The organism is Chryseobacterium ginsengisoli (genome assembly GCF_039542325.1).
In the GTDB taxonomy this organism is placed as follows: Bacteria; Bacteroidota; Bacteroidia; order Flavobacteriales; family Weeksellaceae; genus Chryseobacterium; species Chryseobacterium ginsengisoli.
Genome location: NZ_BAABHX010000003.1, coordinates 696,163 through 713,210, shown reverse-complemented (window position 1 = coordinate 713,210; position 17,048 = coordinate 696,163). Strand labels below are relative to the sequence as shown.

At 33.1% G+C, this 17,048-nt stretch carries 19 protein-coding genes; 4 read left to right on the top strand and 15 right to left on the bottom strand.

Going from position 1 to position 17,048, the window contains the following annotated elements:
- Positions 1-31 precede the first annotated feature (31 nt).
- From ABD940_RS12595 to ABD940_RS12560, 8 genes are all read right to left on the bottom strand, one after another.
- On the bottom strand, positions 32-457 hold the full coding sequence (locus tag ABD940_RS12595) for an OsmC family protein (RefSeq protein WP_345204347.1): 426 nt from the start codon (positions 455-457) through the stop codon (positions 32-34).
- A 141-nt stretch (positions 458-598) separates the two neighbouring features.
- Positions 599-1,921, bottom strand: a complete 1,323-nt coding sequence (locus ABD940_RS12590; RefSeq protein ID WP_345204344.1) for a DUF58 domain-containing protein — start codon at positions 1,919-1,921, stop codon at positions 599-601.
- 60 nt (positions 1,922-1,981) lie between these two features.
- The gene (locus ABD940_RS12585) at positions 1,982-2,332 is read right to left on the bottom strand and encodes a four helix bundle protein (protein WP_345204342.1); all 351 of its coding nucleotides are present in this window, start codon (positions 2,330-2,332) and stop codon (positions 1,982-1,984) included.
- Positions 2,333-2,389: 57 nt separating this feature from the next.
- Positions 2,390-3,421, bottom strand: a complete 1,032-nt coding sequence (locus ABD940_RS12580; RefSeq protein ID WP_345204339.1) for an AAA family ATPase — start codon at positions 3,419-3,421, stop codon at positions 2,390-2,392.
- 85 nt (positions 3,422-3,506) lie between these two features.
- Positions 3,507-4,661, bottom strand: coding sequence for a DUF4350 domain-containing protein (locus tag ABD940_RS12575; RefSeq protein WP_345204336.1), 1,155 nt, complete (start codon positions 4,659-4,661; stop codon positions 3,507-3,509).
- A gap of 13 nt (positions 4,662-4,674) precedes the next feature.
- Complete coding sequence (locus ABD940_RS12570) at positions 4,675-5,475, bottom strand: DUF4129 domain-containing protein (protein WP_345204333.1); 801 nt, start codon at positions 5,473-5,475, stop codon at positions 4,675-4,677.
- Positions 5,468-6,430, bottom strand: coding sequence for a DUF4013 domain-containing protein (locus ABD940_RS12565; protein ID WP_345204330.1), 963 nt, complete (start codon positions 6,428-6,430; stop codon positions 5,468-5,470). The genes ABD940_RS12570 and ABD940_RS12565 overlap by 8 nt, the downstream gene beginning before the upstream one ends.
- On the bottom strand, positions 6,414-7,397 hold the full coding sequence (locus tag ABD940_RS12560; protein WP_345204327.1) for a stage II sporulation protein M: 984 nt from the start codon (positions 7,395-7,397) through the stop codon (positions 6,414-6,416). The genes ABD940_RS12565 and ABD940_RS12560 overlap by 17 nt, the downstream gene beginning before the upstream one ends.
- A gap of 26 nt (positions 7,398-7,423) precedes the next feature.
- Between ABD940_RS12560 and ABD940_RS12555 the strand changes: the two genes are divergently transcribed.
- Positions 7,424-8,173 carry an RDD family protein gene (locus tag ABD940_RS12555; RefSeq protein WP_345204324.1) on the top strand — a complete coding sequence of 250 codons (750 nt, stop codon included), beginning with the start codon at positions 7,424-7,426 and terminating at the stop codon, positions 8,171-8,173.
- A 405-nt stretch (positions 8,174-8,578) separates the two neighbouring features.
- On the opposite strand, the gene ABD940_RS12550 is transcribed toward ABD940_RS12555, so the two are convergent.
- Both ABD940_RS12550 and ABD940_RS12545 read right to left on the bottom strand, forming a co-directional pair.
- The gene (locus ABD940_RS12550; protein WP_345204321.1) at positions 8,579-9,352 is read right to left on the bottom strand and encodes a GLPGLI family protein; all 774 of its coding nucleotides are present in this window, start codon (positions 9,350-9,352) and stop codon (positions 8,579-8,581) included.
- A gap of 61 nt (positions 9,353-9,413) precedes the next feature.
- Entirely contained in the window at positions 9,414-9,617 is a 204-nt protein-coding gene (locus tag ABD940_RS12545) for a hypothetical protein (RefSeq protein WP_345204319.1), read from the bottom strand.
- 124 nt (positions 9,618-9,741) lie between these two features.
- On the opposite strand from ABD940_RS12545, the gene ABD940_RS12540 reads away from it, so the two are divergent.
- Positions 9,742-10,098, top strand: a complete 357-nt coding sequence (locus ABD940_RS12540) for a helix-turn-helix transcriptional regulator (protein WP_345204317.1) — start codon at positions 9,742-9,744, stop codon at positions 10,096-10,098.
- A gap of 51 nt (positions 10,099-10,149) precedes the next feature.
- Positions 10,150-10,440 (top strand): GNAT family N-acetyltransferase, encoded by a 291-nt coding sequence (locus tag ABD940_RS12535; protein WP_345204314.1) that lies wholly within the window; start codon positions 10,150-10,152, stop codon positions 10,438-10,440.
- Here ABD940_RS12535 and ABD940_RS12530 read toward each other — a convergent pair.
- The 5 genes from ABD940_RS12530 to smpB form a co-directional block, all read right to left on the bottom strand.
- Complete coding sequence (locus ABD940_RS12530; protein ID WP_345204311.1) at positions 10,429-11,400, bottom strand: glycosyltransferase family protein; 972 nt, start codon at positions 11,398-11,400, stop codon at positions 10,429-10,431. The two genes, ABD940_RS12535 and ABD940_RS12530, sit on opposite strands and share 12 nt — an antisense overlap.
- Positions 11,397-12,224, bottom strand: a complete 828-nt coding sequence (locus tag ABD940_RS12525; protein WP_345204308.1) for a UDP-2,3-diacylglucosamine diphosphatase — start codon at positions 12,222-12,224, stop codon at positions 11,397-11,399. Before ABD940_RS12525 ends, ABD940_RS12530 begins: the two co-directional genes overlap by 4 nt.
- Positions 12,225-12,281: 57 nt before the next feature.
- Entirely contained in the window at positions 12,282-13,022 is a 741-nt protein-coding gene (locus tag ABD940_RS12520) for a YebC/PmpR family DNA-binding transcriptional regulator (RefSeq protein WP_345204306.1), read from the bottom strand.
- Between the two features lie 94 nt (positions 13,023-13,116).
- A complete protein-coding gene (locus ABD940_RS12515; RefSeq protein WP_345204304.1) occupies positions 13,117-14,610 on the bottom strand; it encodes an OmpA family protein in 1,494 nt (497 codons plus the stop codon).
- A gap of 77 nt (positions 14,611-14,687) precedes the next feature.
- Positions 14,688-15,146, bottom strand: coding sequence for an SsrA-binding protein SmpB (smpB, locus tag ABD940_RS12510; protein WP_306617750.1), 459 nt, complete (start codon positions 15,144-15,146; stop codon positions 14,688-14,690).
- A 202-nt stretch (positions 15,147-15,348) separates the two neighbouring features.
- On the opposite strand from smpB, the gene ABD940_RS12505 reads away from it, so the two are divergent.
- Positions 15,349-16,971 (top strand): ABC-F family ATP-binding cassette domain-containing protein, encoded by a 1,623-nt coding sequence (locus tag ABD940_RS12505; RefSeq protein WP_345204300.1) that lies wholly within the window; start codon positions 15,349-15,351, stop codon positions 16,969-16,971.
- The last annotated feature ends 77 nt before the right edge of the window (positions 16,972-17,048 follow it).

Genomic DNA, 17,048 nt, shown 5'->3' with positions numbered 1-17,048 from the left:
CGACCGGGTTTTGTTTTATTTAAATTAAAAATTAAGCCGTAACGATATCTCCGTTTACATAAACTTCGTATCCGATCTCAACATTAGGTTCCAGTGTTTTAGAAACAGAACAATATTTTTCGAAAGATAATTGTGCTGCCTTTTGAGCTTTTTTAGGATCAATATTTCCTTCTAAAAAGAATTTCACTTTAATTGATTTAAAAGGCTTTGCATCATCCACAGGAATTCTTTCGCCTTCTACTTCTGCTTTAAAATCTGTAATTTCCTGTCTTTGCTTTTTCAAAATAGAAACCACATCAATTCCGCTGCAACCTGCGACCGCCATTAAAACGCTTTCCATAGGAGAAACGCCTTTTGCGCCGGGTTGTGTCGTATTATCTAAAAGAATTGAATTGCCTTGAGAATTTGTGGCTTCAAACAAAAAATCGTCGTTGATTCTGTTAAGTGTTATTTTCATTTTTTTTAAATTATATTAAAGATGCTTCGACAAGCTCAGCATGACAAATCTAATACTAACAGTTTCTAGACAGCAAATTTTTAGTAATATCATACTGACGTTCTTGAAGCATTATTTTCTAAGTGTTAATCTTACACAAAATTACAAAATCCCTCTCGCTTTTATCTCCAGATATTTATTGATAACGTCGATATTTAAATTCTCCGGCAAAGTATAAACCGTATAAATTCCGTATTTACGGAGTTCTTGAATGATTAATTTTTTTTCAAACTCAAATTTTTCGGCAATAATTTCGTCATAAATTTCCTGTGTGCTTTCCGGGTTTTTATGAATCAACGTCTGCAATTCTGAATTTTTAAAGAAAACAACGACCAATAAATGATTTTTAGCAATTCCGCGAAGATATTTTAACTGACGATTTAATCCATCAAGCGTTTCAAAATTGGTGAATAGTAATATTAAACTTCTTTGATTTAATGAATACTTTAAGTCTTGATACAATCTATTAAAATCACTTTCAAAAAAGTCTGTTTTAATATTATAAAGTGCTTCCGATATTTTTCTTAACTGCCCAGATTTATTCTCTGCAGCAATTTTATTCTCCGTTTTCTTTGAAAAAGTCATCATTCCTGCGCGATCACCTTTTTTCAAAATAATGTGTGACAAAGCCATCGTTGCATTGATCGAATAATCCAACAGACTCAATCCTTTGAAAGGCATTTTCATCGTTCTGCCTTTATCAATCAACATAAAAATTCGTTGTGATTTTTCATCCTGAAACTGGTTGACCATCAAACGGTTTGTCTTTGAAGTCGCTTTCCAGTTGATCGTTCTGATATCGTCTCCGGGAACATATTCTTTGATTTGCTCAAATTCTATTGTATGTCCCAGCTTTCTGATTTTTTTAATTCCGCCTAATAAAAATTCGCTTTGCAAAGCCATCAATTCATATTTTCTTAAATGAATAAATGACGGATAAGCCGGTAAATTCGCATCTTTTTGAAAACTAAACCTTTTTGAAACAAATCCTAAAGGTGAAGAAACATAGATATTTAAACTTCCAAAATTATATTCTCCCCTTTCTTTCGGTTCTAAAATATATTGAAAAAAGGTATTTTTTCCAGACTCGATCTGTTTTTCAATCAGAAAATCTCTCTTTTGAAACTGAAACGGAATTTCATCGATTACTTTAACATTAATTTTAAAACCGTAATTATTTTTAATATCAATTTTCACGGGATTTTCATCACCGTTTGACAATTTTTCAGGTAAAATTCTCTGCGCTAAAATCCCATCCTTCTGATTAAAAACAAAAAGATAATCCACCATCGCTGCCAAGAAACACAATACTAAAACAATGTGAGCAACATTCGTCAAAAACGGAAAGAAAAATGCAAAAACATACAATGCCCCCACTGCGATGAGTGCGAAGAAAAAACGTGTATTGATGTAAAGGTTTTTCATTTCTTTTTAAGGTTGCGGATTTTAGGTTTTAGGTTGCAGTTCGTGGCTGTCAAAAAGTTTTTATTTTAAAGAATTAATTAAACCATTTAGCATTTTTGAAATTTCAATTATATTCTTGTTTAGTTTTAAATAGTTTGTTTCATCTAAAAAGTGAAGATTTCTTGAAATAATTAATTGCGTTTCAACTTCGGCACAGCTTCCTCTTGAAATTCTCAAAAACTGTAAATAATCTAGTTTGCTTCTCCTAGAATTTCCTTCCGCAATATTCGATGGAATCGAAACTGAAGCTCTTCTAATTTGAGATTTCAACCCAAAAGTTTCATCTTTAGGAAATGTTTCAGTTGTTCTGTAAATTTCAGTTACAAAATCAATAGATTTTTGCCAAACTAGAAGCTCTTTAAAATTAGCCATACATGAAATTTTTAACGTTGAATTGCAAACTACAATCTGCAACCTTCTACCTGCAACCTATCTTGGAATCCCTATTCCTTCTAAAATTTGTCTGATAATTTCGTCTGCTGTTAAACCTTCCATTTCCCTTTCCGGCGAAACAATTACTCTGTGTCTTAAGACGGCATAACTTGCTTCTTTGATGTCTTCCGGTGTTACAAAATCCCTTCCTCTTAATGCTGCAAAAGATTTTGATGCCGTTAATAAAGCCAGACTCGCTCTTGGGGAAGCTCCTAAATATAAGAATTGGTTTTCTCTTGTATTAACAATAATTTTTCCAATGTATTCCATCAATTGAGCCTCAACAATGATTTCTTTTACCAAATGTTGATAACTTTTTAATTGTTGAGAAGTAATCACTTTATTGACAACTTCGGTCTTATCTTCTTTTTTGCTTTCGTGCTGGTTTTTGATGATCGCAATTTCCTGTTCCAAATTTGGATAACCTACATTTATTTTGAATAAAAAACGGTCAAGTTGCGCTTCGGGAAGTCTGTAAGTTCCTTCATGCTCAATTGGGTTTTGAGTTGCCACCACCAGAAAAGGTTCCTCCATAATATAGCGTGTTCCGTCCATCGTGATCTGTCGTTCTTCCATTACTTCGAATAATGCAGCCTGAGTTTTTGCAGGAGATCTGTTGATTTCATCAATTAAAATAAAATTAGAGAAGATCGGACCTTTTTTAAATTCAAATTCAGAGTTTTTCATGCTGAAAATTGACGTTCCTAAAATATCAGAAGGCATTAAATCCGGCGTAAACTGAATTCTGCTGAATCCTACATCAATTGTTTTTGCCAGTAATTTCGCTGTAATCGTTTTTGCAACTCCCGGAACACCTTCGATCAAAACGTGACCGTTTGACAAAAGTGCTGCCAAAAGATGTTCAACCATATTTTCCTGTCCTACAATTACTTTTGCAATTTCAGATTTTACTTTCTCTAAACTTGTGCGAAGTTCAATCATCTCGATTCTCGACTGAAACTGATCTTCTTTTTTATCAAGATTAATAGAACTTTGGGATTCTATATTTTGGTTTTCAAGGTTTTCCATATTGTTTTAATTTAACAATTTAGCAACGTAGCAGTTTACCCGTTGGAAAGATTGCTACATTGTTATATTTTTAGATCGTTACATTTTAAATTATTTGATCAAGCAATTTATTCATTTTTGCCAAATCTTCTTTCATTACATGAGCGTAAGGATTTTGGGCTTTTTTAATAAAAACGACAGCTTCGGTGATCATTTCCATTGGCTTTCCGGTTTTTAGCTGAAGTTTCTTCTCAAATTCTTCATCCAGATTTTGAGTATCAATTAAAAGATCCATTCTTACTTTATTCAGGAAATATTGGGCTTTTTTCGCCATCATATCATGAAAATCCCCTTCCTGCAAATACAAATTTCCGATACTTTTCACAAATTCTACCGATGTATTTTTCAAAGGATCAATTATCGGGACAATTCTCTGTTTTCTTTTTGCATTAAAGAAAATAAACAAAACCAATCCCCCCAAAAGAATCCACCAAGCGTATTTCAGGGCAGGATTTGAAAGAATAAATCGTAAGAAAAACTGGGAAGCTTTCGAATTGCTTTCATCAAACCACAACGTTTCTTTATCATCAAGATACGAAAAAACATCTTGCGCATATTTTACATTTCCTTTCTTTAAAAGGTAATAATTTGTAATAAAAAGCGGCTCGGAATGAACATAAAAATGTCCTTTGCCGAAATTTACCTTTATAAAATTCGCCTGATCGGAATTATTTTTCTCAACAGTTTTCCCTAGAACTTCTACACCCGGTTTGATAAAAGTAAACCCTCTTCCTGAAGGAAATTTATCCAAATGAATAAAATCGTTCTGATATTTTATATCCGTCAGTTTTAAAACATTTTCGTCTTCAAAAGAAAGTTTAGAATCGTAATAACCGATACTGTCTGAAACTTCTTTCGGAATTTCACTCACGATCAGCATCGCATCTGAGCCTTCGGAAACCTGATCCAAAATCTTGTTCCAGGATTCACTGTCAACTTCATGTTCTATTACCAGAATATTGTGCGGTTTCTTTTTATTTTCGCTGTAATAATCATAAGGTGTCTGGTTGATTTTTTTAATTTTATTTTTAAAAAGATCTTTGACCTCATTATTAAAAATAAACAATCCGAACGGTGATTTCTGATACGTTTTGAAATTTTTCCACCAATCCGTACTTTCCGTTTTATTCACTTCAAACAACGCCAGAATCACCATCACGACGATGAAAATTACAGCATATATTTTGAAAGTTTTGTTCATGATAAAAGTTTAATTACGGTTTAAATGATTGATACTGGTTTTTAAATTTCAGATAATTTTCCTCATCAATATTGAATTCTCCATACCAAACATAGTCGAAAATATAAGAAAGATCATAAAACTGATTCTTCAAATTCGGAGCCTTCAATTCGGCAAGATAATCTTTATTTGTTTTTTCGGGATTCCATGCAATTAATTTTTTATCACTTAATTTTTTAAGGATAAATAAAAACTGATAACGAACCGCAGAACGGAAATCGCCTGATTTTTCAAATTTTAAAATACTTTCAGGAAAATTGATCTCATGAATATTTTCATACAGATCTTCGTCCCGGATCTCGACTTTTCTATTTTTCTTTCCGAAGAAAGAAATCCCACCATTTCCAATTAAATATTTAATGATAACATAAAGCAGAAATCCAACAAGAAGAATAGCAAAAATACGCAGTAAAACGCCTGCAAAATTCCCTGTTTTTGTAAATACCGTTTGGCCCAAAATACTGTCAAAAAACTCTCCGATTTTTTCCATTAGCTTTTCCCAGAAAGACATTCTCGGCTTTATGGTGGTATAATCGAATTCTTTACCTTTATATCTTGAAGGAATATTTTCTTTAAAGTTTTTCGGATAAACCTGATTTTCACTCACAGGTTTTTCTATTAAAACAGAATCTGCACGAAGCATATTTTTATAATGCCCCGTGTCCATGGAATCTACATACACTTCCGAGATCGGCGGTGGCGGATCTTCCTCCGTTTGCGCATGCGTAAATCCAACAGAGATAAAAATTAATAAAAAAAGAAGAATTTTATTCATTAATACCAATAGTTTCTATTTCTGCTAATCCTACTTTCTGATGAAGATCTGTACGGCTGTCGTAATACATGAGTCCCGAATTGACATACAATAAATTCATCAATATCATGGAAACTATTGCCGATATTATAGAAACCACAAAGAAAATGATCCCCATAGTTCCTGTAAAAGGATTTTGCTCAAAATTTGCATCCGGAGTTGTTGTAAATATTGATCCATAAAAAAACAATCTTGGAACAAAAGAGAATATCAGACTGATTACATAATAAATGATGCCCAGAATGATAGCCGTTCCCCAATATTTCCAATATGGCGAACTTTCTCTCCCATTTGGATAAGAAAACTGGGATCTTATCGCATAACTTAAACTTCCGAAGAAACCACGGTTGCTATCAAAATAATCGTAGGTAAGAAAAGTTATGACATTAAATAATGTTGGGAGAACAAATAAGATCAATACAAAACCAATTAAGACAATCATTAATGCACCGGAAATACCTATTAAAAATATCGATCCGGGTACAACAAGAAATATAATTCCCAGGTACAATTTGAAAATCTTTCCTGCATTGGTTTTGAAATCACTGATAATTTCATCTGTTTTTATATGCAGACTTCCTTTGGAAACTCTTTTTACATAAAAGACAGGAAACAGAAAATTTATAGTTACCAAAGCCGAATAAAGTAGAAATATCAGTATTCCCATAACAATAAACAGCCCAAGATTATCTTCAAAATATTGTTCGAAGTAGCCTACATTTCCATTTAAATTTGAGCCTGATAATTTTCCAAAAAAATCGCGAAAGCCAATAAATCCGATAACTCCAAGCAAAATCAGTAAAAGCCCATTAATTAAAATATAGCTTTTAAAATAATTTTTACCGTAAAGTTTAAAAAAATTAAAACTATCACTTATAAAAGTTCCAAAATCTCTCTTTTTATAAAATTGCATCATTGATTTGGTTATTAATTTTTTTGTTGACAATGGAAGGATACACGAAATAATAAAATCCAATCACCACTAAGGATCCGAAGATTATAATTAAGTTTAAAAACAAAGGCATTTTCAAAGCATGTCTCGTTACATATCCTTCAATAATTCCTGCACAAATTGTGAATGGAACCGTGCTTAAAAATATTTTAAATGAATCTTTAAATCCGTTTTTAAAAGAATTAAATCGAGATAAAGTTCTTGGAAACAAAATCGAAGCTCCTAAAATCAAACCACACATCGCTTCTACGACCATCGCAAAAATTTCGAAAACTCCGTGAAGCCAAATCCCTCTCGCGCTGTCCTGCAAAGCCCCGTAATCGTAGAAAAAATATTGAAAAGAGCCCAACATTACACTGTTTGAAAGCAATGCATACAAAGTTCCCACTCCGCCGAAAATACCGTAAATATAAAGCTTCGCCCCAACTCCGATGTTATTAAAAATAATACCAATCGTACTTCCCCAGGTTGAACCACTCTGATAAACTCCGACTGCATTTCCAGCTTTGATATTTTCTATCGTTTGATTTACGTAATCTTCGCCCAGAATAATATTCGCGAAGTTTTTATCATAAATCGCAGAAAGCAACCCAATTAAAGTAAACAAAGTAAAAAACAAAAAAGCATAGCCCAAATATCTTCGGTACTGATAAACCAACAAAGGAACCTCTGTTTTGAAGAAATACAAAAATCTGTTTTCTTCTACTCTTTTTGTTTTATAAATTTTTTGAAAAATCTGAGACGACAGATGGTTCAAATAAACCGTCGTATTACTTTTCGGGTAATACGTCTGTGCAAAAGAAAGGTCATTGACAAGGTTGATATACAGCGAAGACAGGTCATCAGGATTTTTTTTAATTTTCCCTTGAATAACCTGTTCGATTCCCAACCATTTTTCTTTATTTTGTTTAATGAAATAAACTTCTCTCATATTGTAAGGCTAAAATAATAAAAATTATGTCTCAAATTGCCATTAATACTTCACAAAATGTAAATATTAATTTCAATACCGCCGGTGTTGGAGAAAGGATGCTTGCCTTTATGCTAGACCTTTTGATCAAGGTAGCTTACGGCTTTTGCATTTTTTATCTTTTTTTCAATATTCTGGATTTGGGGCATTTATTAGATGAGCTTGATAGCTGGTCTACACGCGCAGTCTATATCATTCTTCTCTTTCCTACTTTTATTTATCCCTTGGTTTTAGAAAGCCTTATGGAAGGGCAAACTCCGGGCAAAAAAATAATGAAAATCCGTGTGGTAAAGATCGACGGTTATCAGGCGGGATTTGGAGATTATATGATTCGCTGGGTATTTAGAATTATCGATACTACTTTTCTGGGCATAATTGGTTTGATCTCTATGATTGTTTCCAAGAACAACCAACGGTTGGGAGATATTGCTTCAGGAACGGCGGTGATTTCTTTGAAGAATAATATCAATATTTCTCACACTATTTTAGAACACATTAAAGACGATTACATTCCAACTTTTCCACAGGTAATTGGCTTAAGTGATAATGATATGAGAATTATTAAAGATAATTACATAAAAGCAATCCGAGTGGACGACCGACAAATTATCAGCAAACTTTCGGATAAAATTAAAAACATTTTGAAACTTGAAGTTGATCCTACGAAAATGACGGAACGACAGTTTATTGGAATTGTGATTAAGGATTATAATTATTACACAGGAAAGGAAAATTAATGATCTTTTTTACATTGTTCTGAAAAGAATGTCTTCTTCGACCGGCGAAGAATGTATTTCTCGCTCAGCGAAGGGTGTCTTCTTAGGTCGGAGAAGAGTGTCTTCTTAGTACGACACAGGCAATAATTTTCTATCCCAAAGAAATATTGATTAAAACAAACTCCTCTCAACGATTTTGAGAGGAGTAGTTTATTTATATCATCCTAAAATGACGTGTAAAGAAAAATTGGACGATCATGGCTAAAACGAGTAATATTATATGTAATTTTTTAAATTCCAACCTGTTGTATTGTATTATATAAAAAAATATTACGTTGATAATAGTCGTAAACAGTATCGTCAGATGATAAATGTTTTCAGCCTCTGAAATATCAAAATTATAAGCACAACGGCGGAGCGTTTTCATTAATTGTTGCCTTCGATATCTAATTGTGGAGATTCTTTTATTCTTTTTTGATTAACTTGCTCCATTCTTCTTTTTTCGTTGGGATCTTCGAAAACAATTCCATTGATATTAGATAAAGCATTGTATTTCGCTTGCTTAGCTTTCTGTTTAGTAAAGTTCTTATAACTTTTATCTTTTGGAAGATCAATCTGTTTAACCTTCTTTTTAAATTGCGTTAATGTTAAATAATATTCCCCTTTCTCATCATACATATTGACAATTATACCGGGAAGTCCACAAAATTTATACGGACCAAAATTTAGTGGCAAATCTTCTGTATACCAAGCAATCCATTTTCTTCCATAGGCTGTTGTAATAGCTTTCCTTGTTTTATAACCAGCATATACTTTTGTATCTTTATAAATTGTCCATTTTAAATTTATTGGCTCAGTGTATTTAAGCTTTGCATCTTTTACTTTTTCGTACACCGTAAAAATATTATTTTTTCTTACAACCTCTTCTCCGAGTGCAGTATCATAGGGAATAGAAGACATTACATCATCATTTGAAATCTTTCCTCGCTTAGACAGGGAATCCAAAACATATTGATTTGCACTTCTATAATAACTTGTATTTTCTTTAGTATTTATAAAAAGTAAAAATTGTTCAGAATTTTTCTTTTTAAATATAGGATATTCAACATTATATGAAGCAGCAAAATCTGTTTTTAACACTTGTTGAGAAAATAATAACTGAAATAAAAATAAAGGAAGTAATATTGTGAAATTTTTCATTTAAATAGCTTATTGATAAATAAAAAAGTAAAGGAGAATTTTTCTCCTTTACTTGATTTTCTTAAAGAGTAACAGTTACAGAGCTTGGATAAACTCCACAAACATCATAATTAGTTAATCTTACAAAGTCTTTTAGATCATTTATTCCGACGTTGTCTGCCGTAGTAAGACTTACTGTTTTTCCGCAAGATGTACGAACCGACCAAGTTTTTGCAAATGTTACTACTGACACTAAAAGCATTGACGCTAATAATAATTTTTTCATCTGTTTATTTTATTTGTTTAACAATTCAAAACTAAAAATTAAACCTGATGAAATAAAATTTTCTTTTTGCGATTTCATTGCGATTTTTCGCAAAAAAATTATCTTTACATTAAACTTTGCAGAAATGGAAAAAACAAAACTTATAGAAACCCGTAAAAGAAAGAACATCAGTCAGGAAAAAATGGCGGATATTCTTTGTATAGATGTTTCCAACTATAACAGAAGGGAAAAAGGGACGGCAAAAATTTCTTTGCAGGAATGGCAGAAAATTGCTGAAACATTGGATGTATCCTTAGGAGATATTTATGAAGCTGATGAAAATATGGTTTTCATTTTTAATGATAATGAACATGCAACAGGAAATATTGTGAATAACAATAATTACAATATTCCACTTTCATTATGGGAATCTCAGAAAAAATACATAGAAAAATTAGAAGCAGAGATTGAAGACCTTAAAGCAAAAATTGCAGAAAAATAAAACCTTCGCGGTGTGGTTTTTGTATTTTTACTTTTAGTTAAAACTTAAGTTATGAGATTTGAAAACAATAAATCAGGAAACGGCGGAGTTATTACATTAAATAACGAAATCAAAGAAATCGGAAGATTAACTTACACTATTTTTCCTGAAGAAAATAAATACATTATCTCGTTTGTATTGGTTCATCCTGAATTTGAAGGAAGAGGAATGGGAAAATATTTAGTTGAAGAAGCCATTAAATTTGCACGGGAAAACAACTGGAAAGTATATCCCCACTGTTCTTACGCAAGAGCTGTAATGACAAGAATGAATGATGTTGATGATATTTTCTTACAACGTTAACACTTCATTTACCAGAATATCTTCAATATTATCCGGATAATTCACCTTTAAATGTTGATTGGAAGCAACCCAATTTTGAATTTCTTCTAATTTTAAAACTTTAGAATTTGGAATTCCCATTTTGTCTAAAGCACAAGCATTACATTCCTGTTCATATTGATTGTGAATAGGAATTACGAATAATTTTTTATCCATAAAAAGAGCTTCAGCAGGACTTTCAAAACCTGCGTTACAAAGAATTCCGTCACAGTTTTCAAAAGATTTCAAATACTGAATTTCATCAATCGGAAAAACCTCAACATTATTTTCTTTAAACTGAAGTTTAGAATATTTAGAGAAAATTTTCCATTCAACTGGAATCTGCTTTAAAACTTTAATAATATTCTCGTCCGAAAAACTTGGAAGATAAACCAAATAAAAACCTTTTTTATCAGGATTAAGATGCCTGATCTTTCTTCTAATAACTGGTTTTTTTATCTGCGGATGATAATTTTCAAAATGAAACCCGATTTTTCGGTCACTCGGAACATAATATTTCAGTATCATTTCTCCGAGAAAGTCCTTCTTTTCAGGTTTTGGAGTTTCTTTAAATAGCATGGAAGCCTGATGACTCAATTCGATCATCGGAAGTTTTTTAAGCTTACAAGCCCAACCTGTCAAAGGTTCATAATCATTAATAATTAAATCATACTTTGAAAGCTCAATTTCTCTTATCGCTTTAAATGCTTCAAGAAAACTATTGTCTGTAAACGTTTTTTTATAGGATAAACCGCCTGTTTTGTCATAAAGCAGAGAAATCCCCTTATGTTGGAAATTAACGTCAAAATCAGCCTTTAACTGCGACTGATGTCCGCTGATCAAAGTATCAACCGACGCATATTTTTTTAAGATGGGAACAATTTCCTGTGCCCGTGCAACATGTCCGTTTCCGGTTCCCTGAAATGCGTATAAGATTTTCATTTTGTGAAATTGGTTACTATTTTTAAAAGTTCGTCACTATTAATGTCTTGAATTTCTTCCGTTCCTTCATCCTGCAGCAAATGTTTGTGGTCATCATAATAAAAAATTTTCCATTCTTTGTCATTGTATTCCAATGCTGAAAGATTTTCTATCCAGTCACCCGAATTCATATAAATACAGGAGCCTTTTTTATTCACAACTTCACGAATCTGCGGCTGGTGGATATGTCCGCAAACCACATAATCGTAATGATTGTCAATTGCCAATTCGGAAGCCGTCAATTCAAAATCGCCAATATACTTGACCGCTTTTTTTACGTTATTTTTAATCTTTTTTGAAAATGAATATTTCTCTCTGCCCATTTTCTCCAAGAACCAATTTACAACATTATTGATTACAATTAATAAATCGTAGCCTTTTCCACCCAGTTTTGCGATCCATTTGGAATGCTGGACGGAAGCGTCAAAAACGTCTCCATGAAAGATCCAGGTTTTTTTGTCATTAATATTTAAGAAGACTTTATTACAGACTTTTAATTTACCTAATTCGAAATCGGTAAACTTTCGGAACATCTCGTCATGATTTCCAGTGATGTAGTACACATCGGTATTTTTTGTAGCGAGTGAAAGGATCTTTTTGATCACCTTCAAATGAGGTTTAGGGAAGTAAGACTTTTTGAATTGCCAGATATCAATGATATCCCCGTTTAAAACTAAAGTTTTCGGCTGAATAGAATTAAGATATCTCAGTAATTCTTTAGCCTTACATCCATAAGTTCCCAAATGAACATCCGATATGACAACTAATTCAACGTTTCTTTTCATAGTTTTATGCAAAGAAAGTACTTGAAAGTTAACTGTATATGAATGTTATATTATTTTTTATAAAGAGTCCATCAACTCTTCTGTGATTTCCATGTTGTGATAAACGTTTTGCACGTCATCATCATCTTCGAAACGCTCAAGCATTTTCATATTCGCTTTGAATTGTTCCGCATTCACTTCTTTTGTATTGTTTGGAATTCTTTGAAGTTCTGCACTTTTAGCTTCGATTTTAAGCTCATCCAATTTGTGAGACAAAGAACCGAAATCCTCAAAAGCTGTTGTGATCATTACCTCTTCCTCGTCTTTTTCCACATCTTCTGCTCCACCGTCGATCATTTCCATTTCAAATTCGTCCCAATCCATTTTAATTTGAGCCATATCGATCGTGAAAATTCCTTTTCTATCAAAGATAAAAGCTAATTCACCATTCTTACCCAGGTTACCATCAAACTTATTGAAGATTGCTCTTACGTTGGCAACAGTTCTCGTAGGGTTGTTTGTTGTACATTCAACAAAAAATGCAACACCACCTTGTCCGTATCCTTCATAAGTAATCTCTTCGTAATTCTCTGCATCTGCGCCTCCTGCCTTTTTGATTGCTCTTTCAACATTATCTTTTGGCATGTTTGCTCCTTTTGCATTCTGGATACATCTTCTTAAGGCCGGATTGGCCTCTGGATCTGTTCCGCCAGCTTTTACAGCTAATGCAATATCTTTACCTATTTTAGAGAAAGTTTTGGCCATCTTGTCCCATCTGGCCATTTTAGAAGCTTTTCTATATTCAAACGCTCTTCCCATTTTTATTTTTAAATTTTCAACAAAATTAACTAAAAGTCAACAAAAAAAAAATACCCCCAGATAACTGGAGGTATTTATATTTAGAAAAATTTAATTATTTTTTCTTTTTAGCTGGAGCTTTTTTCTTAGCTGGAGCTTTTTTCTTGATTACTTTTACTGGAGTTGGATCTTCGTAATCTCTTTTCTTAAGAGATTCCCACTGAGCCGCATCTTCAACAGCAGTTACAACTACTTTTCTGTCAACTTGTCTTTCAGCATCAGAAGCAGTAGCAGGTATTGTAGCTTTAGCTTTACCTACACCGATAGATTTAAGAGCGTTAGCATCTACACCTCTTGCATCTAAAGCAGCAACTACAGCAGCAGCTCTTTCTCTAGATAATTTCAAGTTGTAAGCTTCAGCACCTTTAGCATCAGTTCTACCTTCTAATAGATAGTTACCTCCGTCTTTCTTAATTAAGTCAGCAGCAGCATCTAATGCACCTTTAGACTCAGCTTTAATTGTAGCTTTGTTGAAATCAAAGAATACGCTTCCGAATTTTTGTTCTAATTCAATAGCAGTTTGTTTCTTAGGCTTAGGACATCCGTTGTATTCTGGAAGACCTGGAACAGTAGGACAAGCATCATCTTTATCTAAGATACCGTCACCGTCTGTATCTGGCCAAGGACAACCGTTGTTTTCAGCAGGACCTGCAACTGTAGGACAAGCATCATCTTTGTCGATAATACCATCACCATCAGTATCTGGCCAAGGGCATCCGTTGTTTTCAACTGGACCAGCTACATCTGGACATTGATCGTCTTTATCTGGAACTCCATCACCGTCAGTATCAGGACATCCTTGGAATTCTGGTAAACCTGGCGTATCTGGACACAAATCGTCTTTATCTAAGATACCATCCTTATCTCTGTCTCTGTTTCCGAATCTAAAGTTCAATGAAGCAGAAGCTTGCCAGAAGTTAGCAACTGTAGATTTATCACCTGGAGTTGATACGTAATCACCTTGTACACCTAAACCGAAGTTTTTAGTGATCCAAAGATTTAATCCAGCACCCGTTGCAACTGTAAAGAAATTAGATTTTCCATTGTCGTTACCATTGCTCCCGTTTGTAACATATTCACCGTTAGCATCAGTTCTTGGGAAAGTAAGAGATGTGTAATCATGTCTTAGATAGTTTGCACCAACTCTTAAGTATGGGTCAAACCAAGAATCTTCATTCTTCCACAAAAGACCAGCAGCATGAGCTTGGAAACCAAGACCTGTTTGTAACATGAATTCTTTACCCATATTAAATCTCTTGTTCTCAACATTTCCTACCGTAGTCTGCCAGTCAATAACTAAACCTTTACCGATATTTCTAGCAACTGTAAGTTTAGATAATGGCGGAGTGATAGAGAAGTTGTTCATATTGAACATTGTCTTCGTCAAATTTTTTGCAGCAAATGTATTACTGAAATTGTCTCTCTGTGCCATGTGATTTTCCGCATGAGCACCAACCCCGATTAACCACGGATTGTTGGTAGTCTGAGCGAACACAGTAGAAGCAACAGTAAGTGCCAATGCTGAAATTCCTAATTTTAGATTTTTCATAGAATTAAATGATTAAATAATTGATAATGCAAAATAAATATAATTTTTCTTTATAAACAAAGTTTTTCAGATGATTTTTAACTTTTCTTTAATATTCTGTCGAGGTTTCGCTTATTTTCTCTATCTTTTATGCTCTCCCTTTTATCAAAGAGTTTTTTCCCTCTACCCAAGGCTATTAAGACCTTCGCTTTACCTCTATCATTAATATATAATTTTAAAGGTATAACTGTATTCCCTGCATCTTTTAACTTTTTTTCAAGTTTTTGCAATTCTTTTTTGTGCAAGAGCAATTTCCGTTCCCTTTTTGTTTTGTGATTATAAAATGTTCCTAATTTATACTCATCAATCATCATATTAATAATGTACAATTCCCCATCAATAAACTGACAGAACGATTCTGTGATAGATGCTTTCGAAGAGCGTAAAGATTTTATTTCCGTACCCGTTAAAACCATTCCCGCTTCATATTCTTCCAGGATTTCATACTCAAATCTGGCTCTTCTATTAAATATATTGACTGTTTTTTCAATCTTCATTTTAAAATTCGTGTAATTATATGATACAAAAATCTAAAAAAGTTGCACTTACTTTTTGCAAAACTCCCATATTAGATTTTTATTCATTAAGTTTAATTAATGAAATATATAAAAAATACCCCATATTTAAAAACTTGAGTATTACATTATTATAATTTACCCAAATTCTTTTCGTAATTTTGCGCCAAATTTACAAAACTATATGTTAACAGTATCTAACTTATCTTTACAATTCGGGAAAAGAGTTCTTTTTGACGAGGTAAACATTATGTTTACGAAAGGAAACTGCTACGGGATTATCGGAGCAAATGGTGCAGGAAAGTCTACATTCCTTAAAATATTAACAGGAAAACAAGACCCGACAACAGGACATGTATCTTTGGAGCCTGGAAAAAGAATGTCAGTTCTAGAGCAGGATCACTTTGCATACGATCAATATAATGTTCTTGAGGCTGTTTTGAGAGGTAACAAGAAACTATTCGAAATAAAAGAGGAAATGGACGCGCTTTATGCGAAAGAAGATTTCTCTGATGAAGACGGAATTAAAGCAGGTGAACTAGGTGTAATCTACGACGAAATGGGAGGTTGGACTGCAGAATCTGATGCACAGACAATGCTTTCAAATGTTGGAGTAAAAGATGATATGCACTGGCAAATGATGAGTGAATTAGAGAACAAGGACAAAGTAAAGGTTCTTTTAGCTCAGGCGCTTTTCGGAAATCCAGATGTATTGATCTTAGATGAACCTACGAATGACCTTGATATTGAAACAATTTCTTGGTTAGAAGATTTCTTGGCAGATTACGAAAATACAGTAATTGTTGTATCTCACGACCGTCACTTCTTGGACACGGTTTGTACGCACATCGGTGACTTGGATTATGCTAAACTTAACCTTTATACAGGTAACTACTCTTTCTGGTACCAAGCTTCTCAGTTAGCAACGAGACAAAGAGCTCAGGCTAACAAAAAAGCGGAAGAAAAGAAGAAAGAACTTCAGGATTTCATCGCAAGATTTAGTTCAAACGTTGCAAAAGCTAAACAGGCAACTGCGAGAAAAAAAATGATCGATAAATTGAATATCGATGATATTAAACCATCTTCAAGAAGATATCCTGCAATTATTTTCGAAATGGAAAGAGAGGTTGGAGACCAGATTTTAGATGTAAAAAGTCTTGGAAAAACAAAAGACGGAGAATTATTGTTCTCAAATATTGATTTAAATCTTAAAAAAGGAGATAAAGTTGCTGTTTTGTCTAAAAATTCATTAGCAATTACAGAATTTTTCGAAATTTTAGCTGGAAACGTTGAAGCTGACAAAGGAACTGTTGCTTGGGGAGTTACTACAAACCAATCTCAAATGCCTTTAGACAATACAAACTTCTTCCAAGAAGATCTTAGTTTGGTTGACTGGTTGAGACAATTCACTAAAAATGATGAAGAGCGTCATGAAGAATTTGTAAGAGGGTTCTTAGGAAGAATGCTTTTCTCAGGTGATGAAGCTTTGAAATCTTGTAAAGTACTTTCAGGAGGTGAAAAAATGAGATGTATGTTCAGCAGAATGATGCTTCAGAAAGCAAACGTTCTTTTATTGGATGAACCGACCAACCACTTAGACCTAGAAAGTATCACGACATTGAATAATTCATTGTCTAACTTCAAAGGAAATCTTTTATTGGCGTCTCATGACCACGAAATGCTTTCAACTGTCTGTAACAGAATCATCGAATTGACTCCAAACGGAATCATCGACAGAGAAATGACTTACGACGAATATCTTGCTGATAAAAAGATCAAAGAATTAAGAGAAAAAATGTATTCTTAAAATACATTCAAACAAAAATTATAGTAGAGCGTTTCTTCATGGAACGCTTTTTTTTGTAGCTTAGAATAAAATATTAC